The 26289-nt window shown below is 61.4% G+C and carries 23 protein-coding genes; 13 read left to right on the top strand and 10 right to left on the bottom strand.

The features are described 5' to 3' along the window. The first annotated feature begins 52 nt into the window (after positions 1 to 52). The gene (locus BFQ04_RS04375) at positions 53 to 451 is read left to right on the top strand and encodes a DUF2177 family protein (RefSeq protein ID WP_065949740.1); all 399 of its coding nucleotides are present in this window, start codon (positions 53 to 55) and stop codon (positions 449 to 451) included. Positions 452 to 648: 197 nt separating this feature from the next. Then, a complete protein-coding gene (locus tag BFQ04_RS04370; RefSeq protein WP_065949739.1) occupies positions 649 to 2091 on the top strand; it encodes an NCS1 family nucleobase:cation symporter-1 in 1443 nt (480 codons plus the stop codon). Here the strand turns inward: BFQ04_RS04370 and BFQ04_RS04365 are convergent. Then, positions 2003 to 3202, bottom strand: coding sequence for an MFS transporter (locus BFQ04_RS04365; protein WP_065949738.1), 1200 nt, complete (start codon positions 3200 to 3202; stop codon positions 2003 to 2005). The two genes, BFQ04_RS04370 and BFQ04_RS04365, sit on opposite strands and share 89 nt — an antisense overlap. A 104-nt stretch (positions 3203 to 3306) precedes the next feature. Here BFQ04_RS04365 and BFQ04_RS04360 point away from each other — a divergent pair, with 104 nt between their 5' ends. Both BFQ04_RS04360 and BFQ04_RS29895 read left to right on the top strand, forming a co-directional pair. After that, positions 3307 to 4200, top strand: a complete 894-nt coding sequence (locus tag BFQ04_RS04360; protein ID WP_065949737.1) for a putrescine utilization regulator PtrR — start codon at positions 3307 to 3309, stop codon at positions 4198 to 4200. A 143-nt stretch (positions 4201 to 4343) separates the two neighbouring features. Then, entirely contained in the window at positions 4344 to 4466 is a 123-nt protein-coding gene (locus BFQ04_RS29895; protein WP_017737772.1) for a PA1414 family protein, read from the top strand. A 117-nt stretch (positions 4467 to 4583) separates the two neighbouring features. Here BFQ04_RS29895 and BFQ04_RS04355 read toward each other — a convergent pair whose 3' ends face one another. Together BFQ04_RS04355 and speB are read right to left on the bottom strand one after the other, a co-directional pair. Further along, positions 4584 to 5966: a sodium:solute symporter gene (locus BFQ04_RS04355; RefSeq protein ID WP_065949736.1), complete on the bottom strand. Its 1383-nt coding sequence runs from the start codon at positions 5964 to 5966 to the stop codon at positions 4584 to 4586. Between the two features lie 166 nt (positions 5967 to 6132). Next, entirely contained in the window at positions 6133 to 7083 is a 951-nt protein-coding gene (gene speB / locus BFQ04_RS04350; RefSeq protein ID WP_065949735.1) for an agmatinase, read from the bottom strand. A 154-nt stretch (positions 7084 to 7237) separates the two neighbouring features. Here speB and BFQ04_RS04345 point away from each other — a divergent pair, with 154 nt between their 5' ends. From BFQ04_RS04345 to BFQ04_RS04315, 7 genes are all read left to right on the top strand, one after another. Beyond that, entirely contained in the window at positions 7238 to 8131 is an 894-nt protein-coding gene (locus BFQ04_RS04345; protein ID WP_065949734.1) for a LysR family transcriptional regulator, read from the top strand. An 8-nt stretch (positions 8132 to 8139) separates the two neighbouring features. Beyond that, on the top strand, positions 8140 to 8739 hold the full coding sequence (locus BFQ04_RS04340) for a tRNA-uridine aminocarboxypropyltransferase (RefSeq protein ID WP_065949733.1): 600 nt from the start codon (positions 8140 to 8142) through the stop codon (positions 8737 to 8739). 237 nt (positions 8740 to 8976) lie between these two features. Beyond that, positions 8977 to 9879, top strand: coding sequence for a cysteine synthase CysM (cysM, locus tag BFQ04_RS04335; RefSeq protein WP_065949732.1), 903 nt, complete (start codon positions 8977 to 8979; stop codon positions 9877 to 9879). Continuing rightward, a complete protein-coding gene (gene rlmD / locus BFQ04_RS04330) occupies positions 9879 to 11231 on the top strand; it encodes a 23S rRNA (uracil(1939)-C(5))-methyltransferase RlmD (RefSeq protein ID WP_065949731.1) in 1353 nt (450 codons plus the stop codon). Before cysM ends, rlmD begins: the two co-directional genes overlap by 1 nt. A 120-nt stretch (positions 11232 to 11351) precedes the next feature. Then, positions 11352 to 13598 (top strand): GTP diphosphokinase, encoded by a 2247-nt coding sequence (relA, locus tag BFQ04_RS04325; RefSeq protein ID WP_065893746.1) that lies wholly within the window; start codon positions 11352 to 11354, stop codon positions 13596 to 13598. A 143-nt stretch (positions 13599 to 13741) separates the two neighbouring features. Continuing rightward, positions 13742 to 14575 carry a nucleoside triphosphate pyrophosphohydrolase gene (gene mazG / locus BFQ04_RS04320; RefSeq protein WP_065949730.1) on the top strand — a complete coding sequence of 278 codons (834 nt, stop codon included), beginning with the start codon at positions 13742 to 13744 and terminating at the stop codon, positions 14573 to 14575. 25 nt (positions 14576 to 14600) lie between these two features. Next, positions 14601 to 15146 (top strand): DUF2058 domain-containing protein, encoded by a 546-nt coding sequence (locus tag BFQ04_RS04315; protein WP_014719402.1) that lies wholly within the window; start codon positions 14601 to 14603, stop codon positions 15144 to 15146. Positions 15147 to 15211: 65 nt separating this feature from the next. On the opposite strand, the gene BFQ04_RS04310 is transcribed toward BFQ04_RS04315, so the two are convergent. From BFQ04_RS04310 to purM, 7 genes are all read right to left on the bottom strand, one after another. Then, complete coding sequence (locus BFQ04_RS04310; RefSeq protein WP_065949729.1) at positions 15212 to 17329, bottom strand: TonB-dependent receptor; 2118 nt, start codon at positions 17327 to 17329, stop codon at positions 15212 to 15214. Continuing rightward, positions 17326 to 18552, bottom strand: a complete 1227-nt coding sequence (locus BFQ04_RS04305; RefSeq protein WP_065949728.1) for an MFS transporter — start codon at positions 18550 to 18552, stop codon at positions 17326 to 17328. The genes BFQ04_RS04310 and BFQ04_RS04305 overlap by 4 nt, the downstream gene beginning before the upstream one ends. Beyond that, complete coding sequence (locus tag BFQ04_RS04300; protein ID WP_065949727.1) at positions 18542 to 20467, bottom strand: IucA/IucC family protein; 1926 nt, start codon at positions 20465 to 20467, stop codon at positions 18542 to 18544. The genes BFQ04_RS04305 and BFQ04_RS04300 overlap by 11 nt, the downstream gene beginning before the upstream one ends. A 215-nt stretch (positions 20468 to 20682) precedes the next feature. Then, positions 20683 to 20871, bottom strand: a complete 189-nt coding sequence (locus BFQ04_RS28255; RefSeq protein WP_083217915.1) for a hypothetical protein — start codon at positions 20869 to 20871, stop codon at positions 20683 to 20685. 359 nt (positions 20872 to 21230) lie between these two features. After that, the gene (locus BFQ04_RS04290; RefSeq protein WP_065949725.1) at positions 21231 to 21944 is read right to left on the bottom strand and encodes a DUF3108 domain-containing protein; all 714 of its coding nucleotides are present in this window, start codon (positions 21942 to 21944) and stop codon (positions 21231 to 21233) included. 8 nt (positions 21945 to 21952) lie between these two features. Then, positions 21953 to 22603, bottom strand: a complete 651-nt coding sequence (gene purN / locus BFQ04_RS04285; protein ID WP_139111895.1) for a phosphoribosylglycinamide formyltransferase — start codon at positions 22601 to 22603, stop codon at positions 21953 to 21955. Between the two features lie 11 nt (positions 22604 to 22614). Next, a complete protein-coding gene (gene purM / locus BFQ04_RS04280; protein WP_065949723.1) occupies positions 22615 to 23673 on the bottom strand; it encodes a phosphoribosylformylglycinamidine cyclo-ligase in 1059 nt (352 codons plus the stop codon). Between the two features lie 338 nt (positions 23674 to 24011). Between purM and BFQ04_RS04275 the strand changes: the two genes are divergently transcribed. Further along, a complete protein-coding gene (locus BFQ04_RS04275) occupies positions 24012 to 25052 on the top strand; it encodes a DUF2066 domain-containing protein (RefSeq protein ID WP_065949722.1) in 1041 nt (346 codons plus the stop codon). 68 nt (positions 25053 to 25120) lie between these two features. Continuing rightward, positions 25121 to 26194, top strand: coding sequence for an AI-2E family transporter (locus tag BFQ04_RS04270; protein ID WP_065949721.1), 1074 nt, complete (start codon positions 25121 to 25123; stop codon positions 26192 to 26194). Positions 26195 to 26289: the final 95 nt, after the last annotated feature.

Below are 26289 nucleotides of genomic sequence, written 5' to 3'. Positions count from 1 at the left end.
TGCGCCTGGCTCTGCTGTAGGAGCATGTTTGCTCCTACAGTGGACCGGTCAAATGTCTAAGAAAACGCTGTTTGCCTACCTCGGCACGCTGGTCGCCTTTCTGGTGCTGGACGGGCTCTGGCTGGGCGTCCTCATGGGCCCTACCTATAAGAGCCTGCTCGGCTCGCTGATGCTCGATCAGCCCCGACTGTTGCCCGCCGTCGTGTTCTATCTGCTGTATGTCCTCGGTTGCGTGATCTTCGTTGTTCTGCCCAGCGCGAGCTGGCAACGCGCTGCGCGTTTGGGCGCCTTGCTTGGGTTGGTGGCCTATGGCACTTACGACCTGAGCAATTGGGCCACACTGCAAGGCTGGTCCGCCGGCTTGGCGGTAATGGACATGGCGTGGGGGACTGTTCTCACAGCGATCTGTTGCACAGTCGGCTACCTCTGTGCACAACGGGTGCGCCAGTGATTGTGTACAGGATTGTCGTGCACCGTTGCTGCGCATAACTGTTTTATCTAAACCATCATAGTGTCTTTGGAGCGCCGTTCCACAGGTATTGTGTGCCGTTGGCACGCATTCTGCTGACTACCTCGTATACAACCCGTATTGCCTACCGTATGCATATCGCTACGGCAGCGCAGGGCGATATTTCGAGGAGTTTCGCGATGACCGACCCATTGCCCAAAGGCTACAGCCCACGCCTGTATAACCAGGACCTGGGTCCACTGCCGCAAAAATGGACCTGGTACAACATCTTCGCCTTCTGGATGAGCGACGTGCACAGCGTCGGCGGGTACGTGTTCGCCGCCAGTCTGTTTGCCCTGGGGCTGGCCAGTTGGCAGGTGTTGATTGCCTTGCTCGCGGGCATTTGCATTGTGCAATTGATCGCCAACCTGGTGGCCAAGCCGAGTCAGCAAGCGGCGGTACCTTATCCCGTGATTTGCCGACTGGCATTTGGTGTATTTGGCGCAAATATTCCTGCGGTGATCCGTGGCCTGATCGCGGTTGCCTGGTACGGGATTCAGACGTACCTGGCGTCGAGTGCCTTGATCATTGTGGTGCTGCGCTTTTTTCCGTCGATGGCCGTGTATGCCGAGCCGCACTTTGCCGGGTTGTCGTACCTGGGCTGGTTCGGCTTTCTTACCCTGTGGGTGCTGCAGGCCGCTGTGTTCTGGGCCGGCATGGAGTCCATCCGCCGCTTTATCGACTGGGCCGGCCCGGTGGTGTACGCGGTGATGTTTGCCCTGGCCGGCTGGATTGTGTGGAAAGCGGGCTGGGCAAATATCAGCTTTACCCTGGTGGAAAAATCGCTGTCGGGCTGGCAGGCGTTCGGCCAGGTGATCGTGGCGACGGCGCTGGTGGTGTCGTACTTCTCCGGGCCTACCCTGAATTTTGGCGATTTCAGCCGCTACTGCCGCAGCATGCAGGACGTGCGCCGGGGCAACTTCTGGGGGCTGCCGGTGAACTTCCTGGCATTCTCCCTGGTAACTGTGGTGATCGTCTCGGGCACCTTGCCAGTATTTGGCGAAATGTTGCACGACCCCATCGCCACCGTGTCGCGTATCGACAACAGCATGGCCGTGTTGCTGGGCGCCTTCGCTTTCGTCACCGCCACTATCGGCATCAATATCGTCGCCAACTTTGTCTCGCCGGCGTTCGACTTCGCCAACATCGCGCCGAATAAAATCAGCTGGCGTGCGGGTGGAATGATCGCGGCCGTGGCGTCGATCTTTATCACGCCATGGAACCTGTTCAATAACCCGCTGATGATTCACTACACCCTGGATATCCTGGCCGCGTTTATCGGGCCGCTGTTCGGCATCCTCCTGGTGGATTTTTACCTGGTCAAAAAGCAGCGCATCGACGTGGATGCGCTGTTCGATGACAGTCCGAGCGGGCGCTATTACTTCGACGGCGGAGTGAACTGGACGGCGGTCAAGGCCCTGGTGCCGGCGACGCTGGTGGGCGTCGCCATCACCTTCACGCCGGCGTTGCAAGGCATGGCCAATTTCGCCTGGTTTACCGGCTGCTTCCTGGGTGGGCTGTTTTTTCTGGTACTGGCGCGGCGTGAGCAGGTGCGTTTGCCCACCCCTGTGGTCGCTGGCTGAGCACTACACCGCCCGCCACCAACAGGCCGCAACCGGCAATCACCAACGCCGGTTGCAGGCCGCCGCTCAAGTGGCTGCTCACCGAGGCCAGCAGCGGCCCGCTCAATTGGCCAATGGCAAAGCTGGCCGTCAACAACCCGGTGCTGCGCTGGTAGCCGTGGGGCGCTATCTCGCGCAGGCGCGCCATGACCAATTGCATGCAGGCCAGAAACGGTGCTCCGCACAGCAACACCCCCAACGCCAGCCCCCAGCCATTGCCCAGCAGGCAAGTGAATACGCCGGCCGCTTGCAGCCACAGCGTGGTCATCAGCCAGCGCCGGGTGGTGTTCGGGTCCTTGCGGCGCAGGCTGGCAATCACCACGCCCATCGCTGCGGCCAGGCCAAAGCACGGCCAGAACACGTCGGCCTGCCAGGCGCCCTTGAACTGCGCACTGGCCATCTGCGACAGGAAGGTCGCTGGAATGATGTAGCCCAGGCCGTACAGGAAGTAGATCCAGCCCAAGTGCGCGATGCTGCCGTTATTGCCGGCGGTGGAGGCGGGTGCAGCCAGTGTGGTCGGCTTCGGCAGGAAGGGCAGGATCGCCAGCAGCATCGCCAGTGCCACCGCGCCATACACCAGCCACAGCGTCGCGGAGCTTTTCCCCAATAGATTGGCGCCCAGCGCCAGCAGTCCGGTGAGCACAATGCCCAAGCCAGGCCCTGCGAACACCAGCGCTCCCAGGCGTGGCCGGCCGGCGGCAATCGCCAGCGGCTGGCTCAGGCTGGTAATCATCACCAGGGCCCAGGCGCTGGCGACACCAGTGCCGAAACGCAGCAGCAGGTGGGGCCAGAAGCCCTCGGCCCAATAGGACGCCAGTGTCAGCAGCACGCACAGCCACAACCCGCCGTACAAGCGGCCTTTGATATGTTGATGACTGCGGGCGAAGATCGAGTCCACCGCACCGACGAAGTAACCCAGGTAATTGGCGGCCGCGATCACCCCGGCGCCGGTCAGGTCGATCTGACCTTCGCTGAGCAAATGCGGCATCTGCGGGGTCAGGGCAAAGCGACCAATGCCCATGGCCATCATCAGGGCGACAAAGCTGGCGGTTAAGCGAATCAACGGTGACATGTTCAAGTGTCCTGCGAGAAAGCGAAGACCTTCAGGCTAAAGCGGATTGACTTTCTGTAAAAATGAATAATAGTGAGTAACTTGTTCAGTTTTGGAGAAAGGCTATGGAGTTCAGTCAACTGCGCATCTTCCAGGCGGTGGCGGAGGAGGGCTCCATTACCCGCGCCGCCGAGCGCTTGCACCGTGTGCCGTCGAACCTGTCGACCCGGCTCAAGCAAATGGAAGAACAGCTTGGCGTCGAGCTGTTTGTGCGTGAACGCCAGCGCTTGCAACTTTCTCCTGCGGGTAAAGTGCTGCTGGACTACAGCACCCGTCTATTGGCGCTGCACGACGAAGCTCACGGCGCCGTGCAGGGCGGGCAACCGGCGGGTGATTTTGTCCTTGGCAGCATGTACAGCACGGCGGCGATTCACTTGCCCACCCTATTGGCGCGTTATCACAAGGCTTACCCGAGGGTGAACCTGCAGGTGCAATCTGCGCCGAGCGGCGAACTGCTGGAAGGCTTGATCACCGGGCGGCTGGATGCGGCGCTGGTGGATGGTCCATTGACGATTGCCACGCTGGACGGCGTGCCGTTGTGCGAAGAGCGCCTGGTGATCATTTGCGAGGCCGACCACCCGCCGGTGCGCGGCCCCCAGGATGTGGCCGGCCGCTCGGTCTTCACGTTCCGCCGCAGTTGCGCCTATCGCACCCGCCTGGAGACGTGGTTTTCCCACGAGCGTGTGGCCATGGGCCGCGCCATCGAGATCGAGTCCTACCAAGGCATGCTCGCCTGTGTCATCGCCGGTTCAGGCGTGGCGTTGATGTCCGAATCCATGCTCGACAGCCTGCCGGGCAGGGACAGCGTGTCCGTTCATCCGCTGACTGGGCCTTTTGCCACTGCCACCACCTGGTTGATGTGGCGAAAGGGTATGCTCGGCGCTAACCTCAATGCATGGATCGAGTTGCAGCAGGCGAGCCAGGCAGACAGCGTGCAAGACAGGCGCGAGATTGCTTGAACGATTCGACAGGATCCTGATCCATTCAGTAATAGTTCGTTGTGGTTTCGCGCAAGCAATACGTAGGACTTAGGGCTACTATCAGTGTAGGAAAGGGCGACAAAACGGGCGCCTACACGCATTACCCTCAAAGGGGGCACATCATGAAAGAGAAAATTCAAACCTGGCTCCATGACCTTGGCGTTGCGCTGGGCTTGATCGAGCCTCCACTGCAGCCGGTGCCGATTCGCACCGATGACGAGCAACGCCGTCCCCGTCGGCGTTGAGCCCCAGCCAACTCGGGATTGAGGTGGGAGCGGGCTTGCTTGCCAATACGTTGAGTCAGTCGATAAATAGTTGACTGATTTACCGCATTCGCGAGCAAGCCCGCTCCCACATTTGTTTCAAGCCACCCGTGCCGCCACCGAGCCCGGTTTACGCGACACCACACTCACCAGCACAAAACTCACCGACGCCACCGCGAGGCTGTAATAAATCGGCGTGTTTGCATCCAGCCCATCCTTGAACATAAATACCAGCGCGGTGAAGAACCCCAGGCCCATCGACGTAATCGCCCCGGCGGTGGTCGCGCGTTTCCACACGATCGCTCCGATCAGCGGGATCAGCATGCCGCCCACCAGCAGGTTATAGGCCAGGGTGAGGGCGCTGATTACATCGTTCACCACCAGTGCGATGCCGAGCACGGCGATGCCGGTCAGCAAGGTGAACAAGCGGTTGACGCCCAGGCTCGACTGCTTGCCGCCGCGCAAACGTGGCAACAGGTCTTCGGTCAGCACGGTGGAGGCGGCGAGCAAGCCGGCGCTGGCCGTGGACATCATCGCCGCCAGGGCAGCAGCAATTACCAGGCCGCGAATGCCGTCCGGCAGCGAGGCTTTGACGATGGCCGCGAACGCGTTGTCGACGTTGTCCAGGTCCGGGATCAGCACATGCGCCGCCATGCCGATCAATGCGCATGCCAGGCCATAAACAATGCAATAGAACCCGGCGAAGGTGCCGGCGTGCCGGGCAACTTTTTCGTCGCGGGCGGTGAATACGCGCTGCCAGATATCCTGGCCGATCAGGATGCCGAAGAAGTAGATCATGAAGTAGGTCATGATCGTGTCCCAACCGATCGCGGTGAAGCTGAAACTCGATGCCGGCAGTTTGGCCACCAGTTCATCCCAGCCGCTGACGCGGTACAGGCAGATCGGCAACAGAATGAACATCAGCCCCACCGTCTTGATCACGAACTGCACGATATCGGTCAGGGTCAGCGACCACATGCCGCCGATGGTCGAATACACGACCACCACGCCACCGCCCAGCAGCACCGAGATCCAGAACGGCATGCCGAACAGCACGTGCAGCACAGTGCCGATGGCCAGGATCGAGGTCACTGCAATCATCAGTGCGTAAGCCAGCATGATCACTGCACTGGCCTGGCGAGCCATGGGGTTGTAGCGTTTCTCCAGGACCTGGGTGACGGTGAATATTTTCAGCTTCAACAGCGGCTTGGCCAGGAACAGGTTCAGCGCAATGATCCCCGCGCCCAGTGCGGCGCACAGCCAGAAACCGGAAATACCATGCACATAACCCAGGCGCACGGTGCCGACGGTGGAGGCGCCGCCCAATACCGTGGCGGCCATGGTGCCCATGTACAGTGAAGGCCCCAGGTTGCGTCCGGCCACCAGGTAATCTTCATGGGTCTTGGCGCGGCGCATGCCGTAGTAGCCGAGCACCAGCATGCCGGCGGTGTAGATGAGTACGACGAATAGATCCAAAGCCATGGCGTTGATTCTCCGATTATATTTTTTATGGACGATCAGGCGGCAGTCGGCTCGGCAAACGTGCGAGCCAAGGTCAGGTACATCAGTGGTTGGGGATCTGTGCGATCCCCTTGACTGTTAGTGTGAAGACACTGTTTTCATTGTTTTTGGAACTGCTCATCGTTCATCAGCGATGTGTCACGCCAGGCAGTACGCAGAGCATTTCATACAGCAGGTTGGCACCCAGCAGCGAGGTGTTGCCGGTGGTGTCATAGGGCGGCGAAACTTCCACCAGATCACAACCGATCAGGTCCAGGCCCTGGCAGCCACGAATGATCTCGATCGCCTGGATGGTGGTCAGCCCGCCGATTTCCGGCGTGCCGGTGCCCGGTGCCCAGGCCGGGTCGATGCCATCGATGTCGAAGCTCAGGTACACCGGGCCGCCGCCGACCTTTTCGCGCACTTCGGCCATCAACGGCGCGAGCGAGTGATGCCAGCATTCTTCGGCCTGGACCACACGGAAACCCTGCTTGCGGCTCCAGTTGAAGTCTTCGGCGGTGTAGCCCTGGGCACGCAGGCCGATCTGCACCACGCGGTCACAATCGAGCAGACCCTCTTCCACGGCGCGGCGGAAGGTAGTGCCGTGGGCGATTTTCTCGCCGAACATATGGTCGTTGACGTCGGCGTGGGCGTCGATATGCACCAGCCCGACCTTGCCGTGTTTCTTGTGGATCGCCCGCAGGATCGGCAGGGTGATGGTGTGATCGCCGCCCAGGGTCATGGGGATGACGTCGTGCTCGAGGATTTCATCGTAGGCGTGTTCGATGATGCGCACGGCGTCGAGGAGATTGAAGGTATTGATCGCCACGTCGCCGATATCCGCAACCGACAGCGAATCGAACGGCGCAGCACCGGTGGCCATGTTGTACGGACGGATCATCACCGATTCGGCGCGAATTTCCCGAGGTCCGAAGCGGGTGCCGGCGCGCAGCGAGGTGCCGATGTCCAGGGGCACGCCGATAAAGGCCGCGTCCAGGCCCTTGGCCGTTTGCAGGTGGGGCAGGCGCATCATGGTGGCGATGCCGGCGAAGCGCGGCATTTCGTTGCCGCCCAGTGGTTGGTGGAAAATCTTGTCCACGGGATTGCCTCATCGTTGTTGTGTTTATCAGGTGGCCGATTCTGTAAAAAGCGAGGGCAGGGAAGAATCGGCAGAGGCAAATACTTAGTTCAGATTTTTCTAAACTAAAGCCTGGGGTAAACTCGGTTCACATGAGAGCGCCTGCGGAGATTTAATGGCCAACGCCTTGCCCGACCTGAAACTGCTGCGCATCTTCGTCAGCGTCGTGCGGCACCAGGGGTTCGCCAACGCCCAGCACGCACTCAACCTGTCGACGTCAGCCATCAGCACCTATATGAGCCAGCTGGAATCGGCGTTGGGCCTGGTGCTGTGCCATCGCGGGCGGGGCGGCTTCAGCCTGACCAGCAAGGGCGAGCTGTTTTATCAGGAAACCTTGCGTTTATTGGCCGAGCTGGAAGGCTTCGAACAATATGCCGCCGCGTTGAAGGGCGAATTGCGCGGCACGCTCAAGCTCGGCGTGCTCGACTCCACCGTCAGCGACAAAGCGCTGCCGTTCGCTGAGGTGATCGGTGCCTACAGCCTCGAACACCCGGCGGTTCATTTGCATCTGTCGGTGATGAGCCCTTATGAACTGCAACTGGGGGTCCAGGACAATCGCCTGGACCTGGCCATCGGCGCGTTTTCCAACCGCATGAGCGGGCTGATCTATATGCCGCTGTACCGCGAACAGCACTGGCTGTATTGCAGCACCCGGCACCCGCTGTTCAATGAACGGCGCATTCCCGAGCAGGTCATCACCCAGCAACGTATGGTCGGACGGGGTTATTGGAGCCAGGCCGAACTGGCGCGCCACGGCTTCAAGCACAGCGCGGCCACCGTGGAAAGCATGGAGGCGCAGCTGATCCTGGTGCTGTCGGGGGCCTACATCGGCTATCTGCCCGAGCACTACGCCCAGGCCTGGGCCGACAAGGGCGACCTGCGCGTGCTGCTGCCGGCCACCTTTGGCTACCAGGCGCCGTTTTCGATGATCATGCGCCGGGGCCGAAGCCGCGAACCGCTGATACAGACCTTTCGCGATCTACTTAAAGCCCAGCTCAACCAGGCCTGAAAAAAAACATGTCCAGACCCCAGTGTCCCCGTTGTCTCAGGCCAGTCAGCCACTGCTTGTGCCCGCTGATTCCCCGTCTCGACAGTCGCACCCGTGTGTTGCTGCTGCAGCATCCGAGCGAGGTCAACCACGCGCTCAACACCGCGCGGCTCGCGGCGTTGGGGTTGAACAATGCGCAGTTGGTGGTGGGCGAGGTGTTCGATGACTTGGCGAACCTGTTGAACCGGCCCGGTTATCAGGCGCGTCTGTTGTTTCCGGCCGACGATGCCCAACCCCTGCAAGCCTACGCACAAAACGATCAGCCGCTGTTGCTGGTGGTGCCCGACGGCACCTGGCGTAAGGCGCGCAAGTTGCTGCATCTGAACCCACTGTTGGCGGCGTTGCCTCGGGTGACGCTGGCCGATGGCGGTGTGTCGCGCTATCGACTGCGCAAGGCACCGGGCCCGGGCGCGTTGTCGACGGTCGAAGCGATCGTGCAAGCGTTGCAGGTACTGGAAGCGCCAGCATCGTTCGAGACGCTGCTCAAACCCTTTGAAGCATTGATCGAGGGGCAGATTGCGGCGATGGGGGAAGAGGTTTTTCAGAGAAATCATGGCGGTGGGGACTAGGGCCAGGCGGATTATCGAGGCGTGGCCATCGGGGGCAAGCCCCCTCCCACAGTTGACAGCGTTCCAACATGAGAATGCGGTCCAGTGTGGGAGGGGGCTTGCCCTCGATGGCGTCCGCCCAGTCTCCACCTCTTTGCCTTATTCCTATAAGCCATAAGCACCACACTTTGCGTGATATGGCCCGCCGACCTTTCCCGGTATGATGTCCGCCCCCGCAGTCTGGATTGCGAATACGCCATGACCTTGCAGTACCCAACAATCGCCGATTGCGTCGGCAACACGCCCCTGGTCCGCTTGCAACGCATGGCGGGTGAAACCAGCAATACCCTGTTGCTCAAGCTTGAAGGCAACAACCCCGCCGGTTCCGTCAAGGACCGTCCGGCGCTGTCGATGATCACCCGCGCCGAACTGCGCGGGCAGATCAAGCCGGGGGACACGCTGATCGAAGCCACCTCGGGTAATACCGGGATCGCCCTGGCCATGGCCGCCGCGATCAAGGGTTACAAGATGGTGCTGATCATGCCCGACAATGGCAGCGCCGAGCGCAAGGCGGCGATGACCGCTTATGGCGCACAGCTGATCCTGGTCACCCAGGAAGAAGGCATGGAGGGCGCGCGCGATCTCGCCGAACGCATGGCCGCCGAAGGCCGTGGCGTGGTGCTGGACCAGTTTGCCAACGGTGATAACCCCGAAGCGCACTACACCAGCACCGGCCCGGAAATCTGGCGCCAGACCCAGGGCACCATCACGCATTTCGTCAGCTCCATGGGCACCACCGGCACCATCATGGGCAATTCGCGCTACCTCAAGGAGCAGAATCCGGCGATTCAGATCGTCGGCCTGCAACCGATGGAAGGCGCGGCCATCCCCGGCATCCGCCGCTGGCCCGAAGAGTATTTGCCCAGGATCTACAACGCCACGCGCGTTGACCGCATCATCGACATGGCCCAGCGTGAAGCCGAAGACACCACCCGCCGCCTGGCCCGTGAAGAGGGCATCTTCTGCGGTGTGTCGTCCGGTGGCGCCGTGGCCGGTATGTTGCGCTTGTCCAAAGAGGTGGAAAACGCGGTGATCGTCGCGATCATCTGTGACCGAGGCGACCGCTACCTGTCGACCGGCATTTTCGACGAACCCAACTGATGGCCAAGCATGAGAGAGGCCTGCGCTTTCAACCGACGGGCGGCAGCCGGGCCCCGCAGATTCCGGTGGGCAAGAAGCAACGCCTGACCATCGAACGCCTGGCCAATGACGGACGCGGCATTGTGTTCTTCGAAGGGCGTACCTGGTTCGTCAACGGTGCGCTGGCCGGCGAAGAGGTGGAAGCGCGGGTGCTCGGCGCCCACGGCAAGGTGGTCGAGGCGCGCACCGAGCGTGTGTTCACGGCCAGCGAACTGCGTCGCCCGGCGCCGTGTGCGCATTTTGGCCGCTGTGGCGGCTGCAGCGTGCAACACCTGCCCCATGCCGAACAACTTGCGCTGAAACAGCGCATGCTCGCCGAGCAATTGTCCCGTGTGGCCGGTGTGGAGCCGCAAGCGTGGGCTGCGCCGTTGAGCGGGCCGGAATTCGGCTACCGTCGCCGCGCCCGCGTGGCCGTGCGTTGGGATGCCAAGGCCAAACACCTGGAGGTCGGTTTTCGTGCCGTGGCCAGCCAGGACATCGTCGCCATCGATGATTGCCCGGTCCTGGTACAGGCCTTGCAGCCGATCATGCAGCGTCTGCCGAACATGCTGCGCCGCTTGAGCAAGCCTCAGGCGTTGGGGCATGTGGAATTGTTCAGTGGAACGTCCATCGCCGTGTTGCTGCGGCATATGGCACCGCTGTCCGAGGCGGACATGCAGGTGTTGAAAGAATTTTGCAGCTTCCATGATGCCCAGTTGTGGCTGCATGGCGAGGGCCAGCCGGAGCCGGTCGAGCCGGGTCGCACGCTCGGTTTCCGCCTGGAGGCATGGGACCTGGAGCTGGCGTACCGGCCGGGTGATTTTGTGCAGGTCAACGCCGGGGTCAACGAGGCGATGGTCGCCCAGGCCCTGGAATGGTTGGCGCCGCAACCCGATGAACGGGTGCTGGATCTGTTTTGCGGGCTGGGCAATTTTGCCCTGCCACTGGCCAGGCAGGTCCGCGAAGTCGTTGCCGTGGAGGGCGTGCAGACCATGGTGGAACGCGCGGCACAGAACGCCGTAAGCAACAATTTGCATAACGCGCGGTTTTTTCAGGCCGATTTGTCCCAGCCCCTGACTGACGCGGAATGGGCCAAACCAGGCTTTTCTGCGGTACTCTTGGACCCACCGCGCGACGGTGCCCAGGAAGTTGTGCGCAGACTTGCCACCCTGGGCGCCAGGCGCCTGGTGTATGTGTCCTGCAATCCGGCGACGCTGGCGCGGGACACGGTTGAATTGGTCAAGCAAGGCTACCGGCTAAAGCGTGCCGGGATCCTCGACATGTTTCCGCAGACAGCGCATGTCGAGGCCATGGCGTTATTTGAAGCGGGCTAGGATGCCCGTTTAATCCGACTGGCCTGCAGTCTCCAGGGCCGTGAACTGCCAGGGAATCTGCAGCAAGGTCGGCGATGATTTTTGGCGCATCCAAGGTGCGTCGTAGGGAAGGTAAGCAAGATGGTACAGGTGAGAGCACACCAGCCGATCAACACCGACGGCAGTATCAATCTCGAGGCATGGCTGGATCATGCCGTCAGTGTCGACCCGGCACTGGACCGTGAAGCCTTGAAAGCAGCCTGCGAGTTCGCTCGTGAGTCTGAACAGCAGGACAATGCGGCCAAGAACCTGTGGGCGGAGGGCACTTCAAGCTTTCGTACCGGGTTGGAAATCGCCGAGATCCTGGCCGATCTCAAGCTGGACCAGGATTCGCTGATCGCCGCCGTGCTCTATCGCGGCGTGCGCGAAGGACATATCCCGTTGCCGACCGTCAGCCAGCGTTTCGGCGCGGTGGTGGCCAAGCTGATCGACGGCGTGCTGCGCATGGCGGCCATCAGTGCCAGCCTCAGCCCGCGCCAGTCCATGGTGCTGGGCACCCAGGGCCAGGTGGAAAACCTGCGCAAGATGCTGGTGGCGATGGTCGACGACGTCCGCGTCGCGCTGATCAAGCTGGCTGAACGTACCTGCGCGATCCGTGCGGTGAAAACCGCCGACGACGAAAAGCGCAACCGCGTTGCCCGCGAAGTCTTCGACATCTACGCGCCGCTGGCGCACCGCCTGGGTATCGGTCATATCAAATGGGAGCTGGAGGACCTGTCCTTCCGCTACCTCGAACCCGATCAATACAAACAGATTGCCACGCTGCTGCATGAGCGGCGGCTCGACCGCGAGCGCTTTATCAGCGACGTGATGGGCCAGTTGCGCGCCGAGTTGCAGGCCACCGGCGTCGATGCCGACATCAGCGGCCGCGCCAAGCACATCTATTCCATCTGGCGCAAAATGCAGCGCAAGGGCCTGGCGTTCAGCCAGATCTACGACGTACGGGCCGTGCGTGTGCTGGTGCCGGAAATGCGCGATTGCTACACCGCGCTGGGGATCGTCCATACCCTGTGGCGTCACATCCCCAAGGAATTTGACGACTACATCGCCAACCCCAAGGAAAACGGCTATCGCTCGCTGCATACGGCGGTGATCGGTCCTGAGGGCAAGGTGCTGGAAGTGCAGATCCGCACCCATGCCATGCATGAAGAGGCGGAGCTGGGCGTCTGCGCGCATTGGCGTTACAAGGGCACCGACGTCAAGGCCGGGTCGAACCAGTACGAAGAGAAGATCTCCTGGCTGCGCCAAGTACTGGAGTGGCACGAAGAACTCGGCGATATCGGCGGCCTGGCCGAACAGCTGCGCGTGGATATCGAACCGGACCGGGTCTACATCTTCACCCCCGACGGTCACGCCATCGACTTGCCCAAGGGCGCCACGCCGCTGGACTTCGCTTACCGCGTGCACACCGAAATCGGCCACAACTGCCGTGGCGCCAAGATCAACGGGCGCATCGTACCGCTCAACTACAGCCTGCAAACCGGTGAGCAGGTCGAGATCATCACCAGCAAGCACGGCACGCCGAGCCGCGACTGGCTGAACCCTAACTTGGGGTATATCACCACCTCACGGGCACGGGCGAAGATCGTCCACTGGTTCAAGCTGCAGGCCCGCGACCAGAACGTCGCCGCCGGCAAGACCCTGCTCGAACGCGAACTGGCACGCCTGGGCCTGCCCCAGGTGGACTTCGACAAGCTGGCCGAAAAGGCCAACATGAAGATTGCCGAAGACATGTTCGCCGCCCTCGGTGCCGGCGACTTGCGTCTGGCCCAATTGGTCAACCTGGCCCAGCAACTGGTGGAGCCGGAGCGTGGCAACGAACAGCTGGAGCTGATCCCGCGCAAGGCCACCGGCTACAAGCCCGGCAAGCGCGGCGATATCCAGATCCAGGGCGTGGGCAACCTGATGACGCAGATGGCCGGTTGCTGCCAGCCGTTGCCGGGCGACGCCATCGTCGGCTACATCACCCAGGGCCGCGGCGTGAGCATTCACCGCCAGGACTGCGCCTCGGTGCTGCAGCTGGGCGGGCGCGAGCCGGAGCGGATCATCCAGGTCAGTTGGGGCCCGGTGCCGGTGCTCACCTACCCGGTGGACATCATCATTCGCGCCTACGACCGTTCCGGTTTGCTGCGTGACGTCTCGCAAGTGCTGCTCAATGAGCGGATCAACGTACTTGCGGTCAACACCCGTTCGAACAAAGAGGACAACACCGCGCTGATGTCCCTGACCATCGAGATTCCGGGGCTGGACGCGCTGGGGCGGTTGCTGGGGCGGATTTCCCAGCTGCCGAACATCATTGAGACGCGGCGTAATCGCACCCCTGGTTGAACGCAGTCAAATAATGTGGGAGGGGGCTTGCCCCCGATAGCGGTGGGTCAGTCAATACAGGTGTCGGCTGATCCTTCCCCATCGGGGGCAAGCCCCCTCCCACATTGGATCGGCGGTGTTCATACCTGATTGGAAAGAGATCGATGTATTCACTAGATGACCTGCTACACCTGATGAACCGCCTGCGCGACCCGCAATACGGGTGCCCGTGGGATATCAAGCAAACCTACGCCAGTATCGTGCCGCATACCCTTGAAGAAGCCTACGAGGTGGCCGATGCCATCGAGCGCGGCGACTTCGATCATCTGCAAGGTGAGCTGGGCGACCTGCTGTTCCAGGTGGTGTATTACAGCCAGCTGGCGCGCGAAGATGGGCGCTTCGAATTTGCCGGCGTGATCGACAGCATCACCCGCAAGTTGATCCGGCGTCATCCCCACGTGTTTCCTACTGGTGAACTGTACGCACCGCTGGATATCCCGCGGTTGAGCGAGGAGCAGGTCAAGCAGCGCTGGGAGCAGATCAAGGCCGAGGAGCGTGCGGAAAAATCCGACGCGCCCGAGCAACTGTCCCTGCTTGATGACGTGCCCACCGCCTTGCCATCGCTGTCCCGCGCCGCGAAATTGCAAAAGCGCGCCAGTCAGGTGGGTTTCGACTGGCCGTCCGCGTTGCCGGTGGTGGATAACGTACGCGAAGAGCTGGATGAAGTGCTCGAAGCCATGGCCGATAACGACTCGGCAGCGATTGCCGATGAGGTCGGCGACCTGCTGTTCGCAGCGGTCAACCTGGCCCGTCACCTCAAGGTCGACCCTGAAACCGCGCTGCGCGGCGCCAATGCCAAGTTCGAGCGACGTTTCCGATTTATCGAACAGGCATTGCGCGATACACAGCAACCCATAGAAGATTGCACCCTCGAAACGTTGGACGCCCTGTGGGGCGAAGCCAAACGCCAGGAAAAGACTATATCCAGCTGCGGTTGAGCAGTTGCCCAAGTGAGTAAGCACCATGAGCCTTTCCCTTCGCGACCAGTTGCTCAAAGCAGGTCTGGTCAACCAAAAGCAGGCCAAGCAGGTCGGCAAAGAGAAGCAGAAACAGCAGCGGCTGGTCCACAAGGGTCAGGCTGAGGTCGATGACACCCAGGCGCGCCTGGCGGCCGAGGCGCATGCCGAGAAGGTCAAGCGCGACCAGGAACTGAACCGCCAGCAGCAGGAAAAAGCCGAGGCCAAGGCCCGTACGGCCCAGGTCAAGCAATTGATCGAAACCTCACGGCTGCCAAAGTTGACCACCGAGGACTATTACAACTTTGTGGATGACAAGAAGGTCAAGCGCCTGTCGGTCAACACGCTGATGCGCAACAAACTGAGCAATGGCTCCCTGGCCATCGTGCACCATGGCGGCGGCTACGAAGTGATCCCGCGCGAAGCCGCGCTGAAGATCCAGGAGCGCGCGCCGGAACGTATCGTGCAGCTCAATATCCTGACCGAAAGCCAGGTGCCGGATGAGGATGATCCGTACGCCGCCTACCAGATCCCGGATGATCTGATGTGGTAAGGCTGTAGAAACGACAAACCCCGCCAACAGGCGGGGTTTGTGTTTTACCGTGCAGCGCCTGCCGGTTACCAATCCACCGCGTAGCTCAAGCTGAAGGTGCGACCTTCGGCATTCGGGTACGGTGCGCGGGCGTTGGCCTGGGCGAACATGTTCTGATAGTTGCGGTTGGTGAGGTTGTACACCGCACCTTCGAGGCGACCGACCGGCAGCCTGACCGAGCCCAGCAGGTCAACCAGGGTGTAGCCCTGGATATCGCGACCGTTGTTGTCCTTGAAGGCCGCGTCGTAATTGGCCAGACGCATGCCCTGCAAACGCAGGCTGTAGTCGTCACGCTGATAGCCGACGAAGGCGGTGGCCTTGGCCGGGGAAATACGCGTGGCGGGCAGGTCGATCCATTTGCCGTTCTGCTGGGTTTCACCTTTGGCGTACGCGTACGTGCCGCCTACCGACCACTGATCGGTGACGTTGTACGTCAGGCTGGTTTCGATACCGCGCACGCGCTCTTTCTGGCTGATCAGGCGCAGTACGCGGTCATTGGCATCGTAGAACTGCGTGACGTCCGAGGTGTTTTCATACGCCGTGACATTGGCCAGCCACTTGTCCCAGTTGCCACGCCAGCCCAGTTCATAGCTGTCGACCTTCAGCGCCTGGGCATTGAGGTCCTGGATGTTGTACGTGCTGTTGACGTCACGCAGGAAACGCTGGATATCCGGCAGGGAGAAGCCCTGGCTGAAGTTGGCGAACACGTCCTGGTTTTCACTCAGGTGGTACACCGCGCCGAGGTTGTAGAGGGTGTCGTCATATTTGAGGGTGCCGCCCGGCAGCGTCGCGCGGTTGCCCGTCTGAACGATTTCGCCGTAGGCGATGCTGTCGTCGACTTCGCTCTGGATCCATTCGCGGCGCACGCCACCGCGCAAGGTCCAGTCGCCGATGTCATAGGACAGTTGGCCGAAGATCGCCTTGGTGGTGGTCTGGATGTCCGGGCCCAACTCGAAGGTGGTACCGGTCTTGGTGTACGTCAGGCCGTTGACCCGGTATTGGTCGCCGCGTTGGCGCGAGGTTTCGTGATCGTAGTCGGCGCCCCACACCAGGTTGCCGGTGGCGGGGCCGATGTCCGGCATCTGTGTGTCGATGGCTGCGCGCAAGCCATACACGTCTTGCACGCTGTTGTTGTCCGAGACGCCTGCCCGGCCCCTGGACAGGTCCGGGAAGAACAACGCATCCGCGCGGCGCCAGTAACTTTCCACCTGCAGGCCCTGGCCGTAGAAGTCCTTGTCGGCGTAATTGAGGTTGACCGCCTGATTGTGGGTGGACGGCTGGTCGTCCAGGTCCAGGCCTTTGACCGCGACGGCCTCGCTGGTGATGCGCGGGTTCTTGGTATAGCGGGTGTCCTGTTCGTCTTTATAGTCCTGCAGCGACAGGCTGATCTTCTTGTCGTCATCGAGCGCGTAGCCGAAGCGACCTTGCAGGTCATAGGTGTCAGTGTCCATGTTGCTGCCCTGGGACGTGTCCTGGGGAATGCGCTTGCCGTTGCCGTCGAACTGGTCGTTGCGTTGCACCGTGTTGCCCGACACATACCAGTCCAGCGGGCCCTGGCGGCCTGTTGCGCTCTGGAAGGCCTGGTAGGAAAAGCCTTTGCGGCTGAGGTTGTCGCCGGCGGTCATGCCGATCTTGCTGCTGAAGGCCAGGTCTTCACCTGTGTTGCGCTTGGTGATGATGTTGATGATGCCGCCCGATGCGCCGGCGCCGTAGACACTGCTGGCGCCGGAAATCACTTCGATGCGCTCGATACTTTCCGGCGCCACGCTGTTGAGCTGGCGGAAGTTGTCGCGCGTGGCGTTCTGGGATACCCCGTCGATCAGGATCAGCGTATTGCGCCCGCGCAGCGTCTGGCCGAAGTTGCTCATGCCGCCGCTGGAGGGGGCGATGCCGGGGACCAGTTGCCCGAGGATATCGGCAACCCGGCGTCCCGCCGACGTCTGCTGGCGGATCTGTTCTTCGTCGATAACCTGCACCGAGCCCGGGATCGCCGCGATGCTGGTTTCACTGCGCGTGGCCGAGACCACCGTGGCCTGTAACTGCAGGTTGTTCGCCGCTGGCGTCTCCTCAGTCTGGTCGGCCCAGACGGGGGCGCTGATCGACCCGAGCAGGGGCAGCAGAATCGCCCATTGTGTTGTATTCATGACCTTGCCTTTGAGTTATTAGAAGTATTGACAGAAAAATCGGACATTTCAGGTGTTCGGGTGAACGAACGAATCGCGCGGATGCCCAGTGCGGCCAGGGCATACGTCAGTGCCACCAGCCAGAAGCTGTGCGCCAGGCCCACCATTGCCATACCGATGCCGCCCAACAGCGCGCCGCACAACGCGCCGGCCTTGGCGGCGCTGTTGCCCATGCCCAAGGCAAATCCCTGCTGGCTGGGGGCAACGGTGTTGGCGATCAAGGTGTAGGCGACAGGCAGCAACGCGCCCTGCCACACGCCCCACAGCAGGCGGCTGGCAAGGAACCCCAGCCATTCGCCGGCCAACGCCGTGAAGGCCAGGGTCAGGGCGCAGAACCAGGTGACCCATTCGATGATGTGCAGCGTGCGTGCGGGTGAGTGCCGGTCAAACAAACGGCCCCACAGCGGCGCGGACAGCGCCAGGGTCAGCGCGCTGGCGGCGTAGCTGGCGCCGATCAGCCATGCGGGCGCATGCAGAACATCGGCAACATACAACGCGTAGAACGGTTGCGGCATCATCTTGGCGGCCTGGATCAATACGATGATTCCCAGCATCGCGCCAAGCCAACCTTTGGGAAGCGCAGCAGGCTTGGACGTGAGTGCGGGTCTCGAGCGTGGTGAGTCGCTGGGTAGGAACACGCTGATTATTGCGCATATCAGGCAGACTGCGGTGGCGCTGTAACACAGCAAAGCGAAACCGGATATATCCATCAGCCAGCCCCCCAACACCGGGCCGGCCAGGGAGCCCACGGCGGTGGCGGATTGCAGCCGGGCCAGAATATGCCCGCGACCGCCGTCGCCGCAGCAGGCCAGTGCATAGGCCTGGGCTGCCGCGATGAAGCCGGCCAACGCGCCTTGCGCCACACGGACGAGCACCAGCAGCCAAGGGTCGTCAGTGACGGCGGCCAGCGCCTGGCATAGCGCCAGCGCCAGCAACGCGCGCAGGATCATTGGCTTGTGACCTGTACGGTCACCCAGACGCCCCCACATGGGCGTGAGGATCATCGCCGCCATCATCGGCCCGGCGTACACCAGCGAAGAAAGCAGGCCGGTGTAGTGGGCGTTCGCAGTGCCAAGCAATTTCTGGATCTGCAAGGGCCAGAACGGCCCGCTCATTTCCATGGCACCCATCGACACCAACTGAATCACCACCAGCAAGCGCAGCGCAGTGCTGTTAGCCGACATGGGCGGCAGGGCTCAACGGGTTGGGCAGACGCCCGACGATGTCGGCATGGCTTTCCATCAGCCGCATGCGCATAAACGACTTGGCCGGCCAGTCCTGTTCCAGCAATGCGGCGCGTTCGCTCAGCCAGCGTTGTGGTTCGACCTGGCCGCGCACGTCATCGAAGCACTGGCTGACTTGCGCTGACAGTTCGTCCCACAGCAGTGCCTGGGCAATCTCGAAGTGGCGCGCGCAGAGCAACACCAACTCGCCCAAATGGCACATGAACACCGTGTGCAGCAACTTGTCACGCACGAAACCCGCATCGTCGTACAAGGTCATCTTCGGGTCATGCAATTCGATGTCCAGGCCTTGGGCGTGCAGGGTTTTGCGGTCGATGCGGATATCGCCGAAATCGCGCAACAGCAGGCGGCTGACGTGCCCGTCTGCGCCCATCACCATAAAGGAGTTCTGTTGATGGGCCTCGAAGGCCACGCCATAGCGCAGGTACATGCCCAGCAGGGCGGGCACTGCGATGGATGCGTAGTCCTTGAAGAATGCGCGGATGGCCTGTGCGTCGTCAGTGCCTTTACTCAGGCGCACCCACTGCCGCAGCAACGGCTGCCCATGTTGGTCGGTGGCAAACAGGCTGCCTACCGGAATGGCCATCTCGCCCGTTTCGAGCAGGCTTTGCGGGTTGTCGCGGTAGAGCACAGCCAGGTGACGGGAGTGCTCGTCATTTACCGGTTGTGGTTTGAAATGCACGCCGAGGCGTTCGGGCACGATGCTGAGCAGGCGCTGGATGTCGGGCTCACGCGCCAGAATGGTCTGCAGCAGATGGCTGATGCGCGGGCCCATGCGCGCCGAGCGTGGTGACACCGTGCGCTGCACGCTGGTCAGGCGCAGTGAAACCGGGAGCTTGACCATTGGCGCGTCGCTGCGGCCTTCAGGCAGGACGGTCCTGAACGACATGGTCGGGTGGGCCGTGAAGGCAACGATGTCGGTCAGCACCAGCAGCCGATCGGCGATCTCATTGGCGAACAGCTGCGGTAACTCCTGGCGAGCTTGCCAGGGATGGGCAGGCAGCGGCAGATAATCGCTGGCCTCAAGGCCCTGGGCGGTCAGGTGCGCCGTCAGTTGGCGGGCAGCCTGTGGGAACTGGTGTTGCCACCACTGCCAGTAGTCCGCGGTACCGCCCAGGCTTTCGACGTGGGCGTACTGGCGGTGCAGGGCACACAGCAATACCGGGAAGCGCGCTTCGAACTCCGGCGAGAAATCGATCACCTGTTCCGTTCCCAGACCCAGCTTCGTCTTGTAGTTCGGGTGCCAGGGATGGCCGAGCGTACCCCATTGCTCAAGCACTGACGTCGGGTTGCCAACGCCAGGGTCATTCTTCAGATAGCCGAGCAGGTTGCCCTGATGCACAGGGTCCATTGCGGCCTGCAACTGGAGCGTCCATTGCTCGTGAAAGGCCAGGCACAGGGTATCGTTGATGAAGCTGTCGTCGATCTCTGTGTTGAGGCGGTCCAGGACCTCTGGCTCGGCAGACGATTGGAGGCGGGTGTTCAGTAAGGTCAGCAACTGCGACGGGAATTGGATTCTCTGTTCGGGCTGCCCAGCCCGCACCACGCTGACCTTGCCGCGCAAATCCCAGCTGGCCATGCGGCCGCGGCGCAGATGCTCGAAGCGCACGCGGGTCTGGTCGGGCAGCGTCAGCCAGCCGTGGCCGTGTTCGTCATGGCTGAGTGTGTCCGGATCAAGCAGGCCTTCACGAAACAGTGCCTGGATCAGGCGCTGGAAACTGCGTTCGCAGGCTGGCGCCAGGGTTGCGACCAGCGTATCGATCGTAATGTGCCTGGCTTGGAATTGACGGGTGGCGAGTGCTTCACCCCAGCGGTCAAGCAGGGATTTTTCCGGTGTGGTGACATGTCCGTGCATCAAGTCAAACTCCGTTTCCGTGGGGTCGAGTAAAAGCGCAGCGATACTATCGAGAATCATTACCAAATGTCTATTTGTTGTTACGCTTTTTGCGGAAACGATTATTCAGGGCGGCGAGGGCGTTTTCTAAAAACGAAAACCCCGCTCAAAAGGCGGGGTTTTCGTTTGCAGGCGGCGCGGCTGCGTGGGCCGGGCGTCTACGCGATTTCGGAATTTCAGGAGCCTTGTGCCTGGCGTTTCATCTCAAGCGATTCAAGTTCGGTTTTATAATTATGAGCATCGCTCTCGTTGTGAAACATGCCGACCAGCAAATCTTGTTGATGTACATCCCAGATGTGAATCCCGTGGCCTACCGCTTCATGGGACATATGTTCATCGTCGCGTTCAGTTACTTTTACAGTCATCTGCTTGCTCCAATCTCTGGTTGATCTGCGGCAAGTCGTCGCAGGTCTTTGTTATATGATTTGTTAGCTTGCTAAGTAAACCGGTTTTGCATGCAACAATTCATTGCAGGAAACGCAACAGTGCTGCAGGCCGTGTAAACCGTGGCATTTGGTCGCGGTGGTGGGGGGCAGATGACAAAAGTTTCATGTTTGGGGGCAGACACTGACGCCATCGGGGGCAAGCCCCCTCCCACCTTTGAAATGCATTCCAACGTGGGAGGGGGCTTGCCCCCGATGGCTGTGGATGCTTCAACACCAATACCTGCAGGCGAAAAAAAGCCCCGCATTCAGCGAGGCTCTCTTCAAGCACATCCGTGCAATCAGCTTCCTTTAACGGCCTTACCGTCAACGGTGCCATCCTGCAGCATGATGTTGTATTCCTTGCCATCGGTCTCAACCTGGCGCAAGGCAACCAGAATGCCGCCCTGGTCCTTGGCAAACCACATCTGCGTGATGCGCTTGCTCTGGGAGGGGTCACGCACGCGTTCAACCTTGATCGCGTCGATGGCGCCCACTTTGGTCTGGACCTTTTCCGCGCCAATGACGCGGAAATCGTAGGTATCGACGTCCGTGCCTTCGGCCACTCGGTAGCTCATGCTTTTCTTGCCGGCAGCCACGTCACGCTGCAGGGCGAGTTGATAGGTGGACTTGTCGAGCATGCCGCTTTCGAGGGTGACGTTAACCGGGTCCTTGTTTTCAAAGCCGGTGATTTTCTTGGTCGCCTGGTCGAAATCCAGGTTGACCTTCTTCGCTTTGCCCAGGCCGCCGCGCTCGAAGCTGTAGCTCTTGGGTTGCAGGGTGTCCTTGTCGAACAGGATCACGCTGGTTTCGGTCAGGCTGGCAATCATCATCGAGGCCTTGAAGTTCAAGGTCCACGTGCCATCGCCGTTTTTGGTCAGGCTGCGTTCAGCCGAACCGCTCATGGGCAATTGCTTCCAGTCGGCGGTATAGCTGACGGAGAAGGGGTGAAGGTCTGCCGCTTGCACGGCAGGCAGAGCGAACAGCGCAAAAGCGAAAAGCAGGGCGCGACGCATAAAATCTCCTAGGTTCGAATCAAGTGGCCGCTGGCCGCGAGTAACTGACCGTCCAATAATGCACCCTGTTCACCAAGAATCAACCGACCCTCGGCAAACCAGCGAACGGCCAGCGGGTAAATCCTGTGTTCCTGGGTATGAACCCGTTGCGCAAGCGTCTGCGCCGAGTCGCCTGACTCTACCGGAACCACTGCCTGTACGACCAGAGGCCCACCATCGAGTTCCTCGGTGACAAAGTGCACGCTGCAGCCGTGCTCGCTGTCACCGGCATCGAGGGCGCGCTGATGGGTATGCATGCCTTTGTACTTGGGCAGCAGGGACGGGTGGACATTGAGCAGGCGACCTTGGTAATGGCGCACGAAATCTGCGCTGAGAATGCGCATGAAGCCGGCGAGCACCACGAGCTTGGGGTCGAAGGCGTCGATCAGCTCGATCAAGGCCTGGTCGAAGGCCTCGCGACCTTCGAACGCCTTGTGATCGAGCGAGCGGGTCTCGATACTCGCGTCCTTGGCACGCTGCAAGCCATAGGCGTCGCTGCGGTTGGAAATCACCGCAGCGATGCGCACCGGGCTGTCGCCGGCACGCGTGCTGTCGATCAGGGCCTGCAAGTTACTGCCGGTGCCGGAAAGCAGCACCACGACATTACAGGTAGCGGGCATCCGCTCTTGCATCAATGAGCCTTAAGGTTTTTCAGTTCAACCGAAGCGGCGCCTTCGGCAGCCGTGGCGATCTGGCCGATGACCCAAGGTTGTTCGCCGGCTTCACGCAAGACGTTCAGCGCAGTTTCAACGTGTTCCTGTGCCACGCAGATGACCATGCCCACGCCGCAGTTGAGCACGCGGTGCATCTCGGTCTCGTTGACGTTGCCGTTCTCTTGCAGCCAGTCGAAGACTGCAGGGCGCTGCCAGCTGGCCACGTCGACGATCGCCTGGGCGCCTTTTGGCAGCACGCGAGGGATGTTGTCCAGCAAGCCGCCGCCGGTGATGTGGGCCATGGCCTTGACGGCGCCGGTGTCCTTGATCAGCTTGAGCAGCGGCTTGACGTAAATGCGCGTCGGGGCCATCAGCAGGTCGGTCAGTGGCTTGCCGTCGAGCTGGATGGTCTCGATGTCGGCGCCGGACACTTCGATGATCTTGCGGATCAGCGAGTAGCCGTTGGAGTGCGGGCCGGAGGATGGCAGGGCAAGCAGGGCGTCGCCGGCAGCCACTTTGGAGCCGTCGATGATCTCGGCTTTTTCCACCACGCCGACGCAGAAGCCTGCCAGGTCGTAGTCTTCGCCTTCGTACATGCCTGGCATTTCAGCGGTTTCGCCGCCCACCAGGGAGCAACCCGACAGTTCGCAGCCGGCGCCGATGCCGGTGACCACCTGGGTCGCGGTCTCGACATTGAGCTTGCCGGTGGCGTAGTAGTCGAGGAAGAACAACGGCTCGGCGCCGCACACCACCAGGTCGTTGACGCACATGGCAACCAGGTCGATGCCGATGCTGTCGTGCTTGTTCAGGTTCAGCGCCAGGCGCAGCTTGGTGCCCACGCCGTCGGTGCCGGAGACCAGTACAGGCTGCTTGTAGCCGGCCGGGATTTCGCAGAGGGCGCCAAAACCGCCCAGGCCGCCCATGACTTCGGGGCGCGCGGTGCGCTTGGCGACGCTCTTGATGCGTTCGACCAATGCTTCACCGGCGTCGATGTCTACACCGGCGTCCTTGTAGCTCAGGGAGGGTTGCTTGCTCATGATCCAGGCCTTTAGGGGGGATTTCTGGGTAACGACCGGGCGGGCGGGCACTTTGGGAAGGCCCAGCCGTTGACGGTCTGCGAAGGCGCGCGATTTTATCAGGCTTGAGGGGCAGCGGCCATCCTCGGGCCGACGGGCAGGGCATATGAGCTTAAAAAAACCGGAATCGGCGCGGTAATGGAGCGTATTAAGGTATAGCCTTGAACCCGCTATCGTTATGACAGTATGAAAACTTACCGAGACCCGTGAATGTTTTAGCGGTCGCTGTGTCACAGCCTTGCCAAACCGAGATCACGCGGTCTGTTCCAACCGCTAAATTTGTCGTTCGGGAATCTTCCATGCGTCTGTGTAAATTCTTTTTTGTAGGCTGCTTGTCATGGGTCAGCCTGGCGAGTCATGCCGAAACCCTCAATGGCCTCTATCAAGTCCTCGAACCGGTCAGCAGCCAGTCGCCCCAAGAGCGCGACCAGGCCACCCAGCGCGCCGTGCAGACCCTGGTCATCCGCCTGACCGGCGATGCCAAGGCCGCCGAGGGCCCGGGCCTGGCGGCGATCCGCAAGGACCCGCAGCAAATCATCAGCCAATACGGCTACGACGCCGGCCCGCCGGAAAGCCTGCAAGTGGATTTCGACCCGGTCAGCACCGATCGCGCCTTGCGCGACGCCGGGTTGGCGATCTGGGGCAGCAATCGACCCTCGATCCTCGGCTGGTGGCTGAACGACTCCACCGACGGCAGCAGCCTGGTCGGCGACGGCCAGGCGGTGGCTCAGGCGCTACGCCGGGCGGCCCAGCACCGTGGTTTGCCGCTGCGTCTGCCGTTGGGTGATTTGGACGAGCAGGTCGTCGCCACCGCACCGAATCTGGAAAGCGCAGACGCCACACCGCTGCGCGCCGCCTCCGAACGTTATGGCGCCGATGCGCTGCTGGCGGTTCATGCGCGCCAGGAAGGCAGCCAGTGGCAGGCCAAATGGCGTCTGTGGCTGGGCGACAAGACCGAGCAGGGCAGCGTCCAGGGGGCTGACACCGCCGCGGTCGCCGACGCTGTATTGCTCGCCGTCAGCCAGACGCTGGCACCGCGCTTTGCGGTCAAGCCGGGGGTCAGCTCCGAGCAGTTGCTTGAGGTGCAAGGCATGAACCTGGAGCGCTATGCCGCGCTGGGTCGTTTGCTGGAGCCCTTTGGTGGTCAGCCGCAGCGGGTGGATGGCGATCGTATTGTGTATCGCGTCAATGGCAGCGCCGACCAGTTGCGTACCCAGCTGAGCCTGGCCAAGTTGCAGGAAGTGCCGGCCGGTGATGTTTCCGTCCAGCAACCACCGGCTGACGGCGCACAACCGGCCGTCGCGCCTGAGCCTCAGGCGCAGTTACGTTTTCATTGGTAAATGAATAAGTGGGTAAGCGGTCTTCCTTCTATATAGAAGAGGGAAGCCAATAACAGAGGAAGTGGTATATGGCAGATACGCGTCGTTGGGTGTGGCTTGGCGGGATTGTCCTGCTGTGCGTTTTTGTGTTCTTGCTGCATTCGATCCTGACGCCATTTCTGGTGGCGTTGTTGCTCGCCTATCTGTTCGATCCCGTGGTGGATCGCCTGGAGAAGGCCGGCCTGTCGCGAACCTGGGGTGTGATTGCGGTATTTGCCTTGTTTACCCTGATCGTCACCGCGCTGGTGCTGGTGCTGGTGCCGATGCTGGCCAAGCAGCTGTATCGGCTTTACGAACTGGCGCCGCAGATGCTCGACTGGTTGCAGCACACGGCCATGCCGTGGGCCCAGGCCAAACTGGGGCTGTCGGACGGGTTCTGGAAGTTCGACAAGGTCAAGGCGGCAATCAGTGAGCACATGGACAAGACCACCGATATCGTCAGTATGGTGCTCAGCCAGGCAACCGCTTCCAGCCTTGCGCTGATCGGCTGGCTGACCAACCTGGTGCTGATCCCGGTGGTGGCGTTCTATCTGCTGCGTGACTGGGACATCATGATGGCCAAGATCCGCAGCCTGCTGCCGCGCGACCGCGAGGAACGCATCGTGTCGCTGGCCGGCGAGTGTCATGAAGTACTCGGCGCGTTCGTACGTGGGCAACTGCTGGTGATGTTGGCGCTGGGTATCATCTACGCCGCCGGCTTGATGGCGATCGGCCTTGAGCTGGGCCTGTTGATCGGCCTGATCGCCGGCCTGGCCGCGATCGTGCCGTACATGGGGTTCGTCATCGGTATCGGTGCGGCGCTGGTGGCGGGGTTGTTCCAGTTTGGTGGCGACCTGTACCCGATGCTCGGGATCGTCGCGGTATTCATGGTCGGTCAGGCGCTGGAAGGCATGGTATTGACGCCGCTGCTGGTGGGCGATCGCATCGGCCTGCATCCCGTGGCGGTGATCTTTGCGATCCTCGCGGGCGGTGAGCTGTTCGGCTTTACCGGCATCCTGCTGGCGCTGCCGGTGGCGGCGGTGATCATGGTACTGGTGCGGCATGTTCACGATCTGTACAAGGATTCGGACGTGTACACGGGGGTTGAAGACCCCGATCTGTAATCGAGGTATCACAAACCCGGCTCATCGCCGGGTTTGTTGTTTACGGGGGTGGAGGCGTCAAACAATTCGCATAAAACCAACAGGTTAACGCAAAC

This window comes from Pseudomonas sp. 37 R 15 (assembly GCF_900004865.1).
Taxonomy (GTDB): Bacteria; Pseudomonadota; Gammaproteobacteria; order Pseudomonadales; family Pseudomonadaceae; genus Aquipseudomonas; species Aquipseudomonas fluorescens_AM.
Note: the sequence above shows the minus strand (reverse complement) of the source record. Positions and strands in the feature narration are given on the sequence as shown.

Coding starts and splice junctions, on each gene's coding strand:
- BFQ04_RS29895 (WP_017737772.1), top strand. CDS start 4,344: ATGAAAGAGAAAATTCAAACCTGGCTCCATGACCTTGGCGTTGCGCTG.
- cysM (WP_065949732.1), top strand. CDS start 8,977: ATGACCTTGCAGTACCCAACAATCGCCGATTGCGTCGGCAACACGCCC.
- BFQ04_RS04315 (WP_014719402.1), top strand. CDS start 14,601: ATGAGCCTTTCCCTTCGCGACCAGTTGCTCAAAGCAGGTCTGGTCAAC.
- BFQ04_RS04290 (WP_065949725.1), bottom strand. CDS start 21,944: ATGCGTCGCGCCCTGCTTTTCGCTTTTGCGCTGTTCGCTCTGCCTGCC.
- BFQ04_RS04355 (WP_065949736.1), bottom strand. CDS start 5,966: ATGGCTTTGGATCTATTCGTCGTACTCATCTACACCGCCGGCATGCTG.
- purN (WP_139111895.1), bottom strand. CDS start 22,603: ATGCCCGCTACCTGTAATGTCGTGGTGCTGCTTTCCGGCACCGGCAGT.
- BFQ04_RS04340 (WP_065949733.1), top strand. CDS start 8,140: ATGTCCAGACCCCAGTGTCCCCGTTGTCTCAGGCCAGTCAGCCACTGC.
- BFQ04_RS04360 (WP_065949737.1), top strand. CDS start 3,307: ATGGAGTTCAGTCAACTGCGCATCTTCCAGGCGGTGGCGGAGGAGGGC.
- BFQ04_RS04275 (WP_065949722.1), top strand. CDS start 24,012: ATGCGTCTGTGTAAATTCTTTTTTGTAGGCTGCTTGTCATGGGTCAGC.
- BFQ04_RS04345 (WP_065949734.1), top strand. CDS start 7,238: ATGGCCAACGCCTTGCCCGACCTGAAACTGCTGCGCATCTTCGTCAGC.
- relA (WP_065893746.1), top strand. CDS start 11,352: ATGGTACAGGTGAGAGCACACCAGCCGATCAACACCGACGGCAGTATC.
- BFQ04_RS04370 (WP_065949739.1), top strand. CDS start 649: ATGACCGACCCATTGCCCAAAGGCTACAGCCCACGCCTGTATAACCAG.
- BFQ04_RS04270 (WP_065949721.1), top strand. CDS start 25,121: ATGGCAGATACGCGTCGTTGGGTGTGGCTTGGCGGGATTGTCCTGCTG.
- rlmD (WP_065949731.1), top strand. CDS start 9,879: ATGGCCAAGCATGAGAGAGGCCTGCGCTTTCAACCGACGGGCGGCAGC.
- BFQ04_RS04305 (WP_065949728.1), bottom strand. CDS start 18,552: ATGTCGGCTAACAGCACTGCGCTGCGCTTGCTGGTGGTGATTCAGTTG.
- mazG (WP_065949730.1), top strand. CDS start 13,742: ATGTATTCACTAGATGACCTGCTACACCTGATGAACCGCCTGCGCGAC.
- BFQ04_RS04365 (WP_065949738.1), bottom strand. CDS start 3,202: ATGTCACCGTTGATTCGCTTAACCGCCAGCTTTGTCGCCCTGATGATG.
- BFQ04_RS04310 (WP_065949729.1), bottom strand. CDS start 17,329: ATGAATACAACACAATGGGCGATTCTGCTGCCCCTGCTCGGGTCGATC.
- purM (WP_065949723.1), bottom strand. CDS start 23,673: ATGAGCAAGCAACCCTCCCTGAGCTACAAGGACGCCGGTGTAGACATC.
- BFQ04_RS28255 (WP_083217915.1), bottom strand. CDS start 20,871: ATGACTGTAAAAGTAACTGAACGCGACGATGAACATATGTCCCATGAA.
- BFQ04_RS04375 (WP_065949740.1), top strand. CDS start 53: ATGTCTAAGAAAACGCTGTTTGCCTACCTCGGCACGCTGGTCGCCTTT.
- BFQ04_RS04300 (WP_065949727.1), bottom strand. CDS start 20,467: ATGCACGGACATGTCACCACACCGGAAAAATCCCTGCTTGACCGCTGG.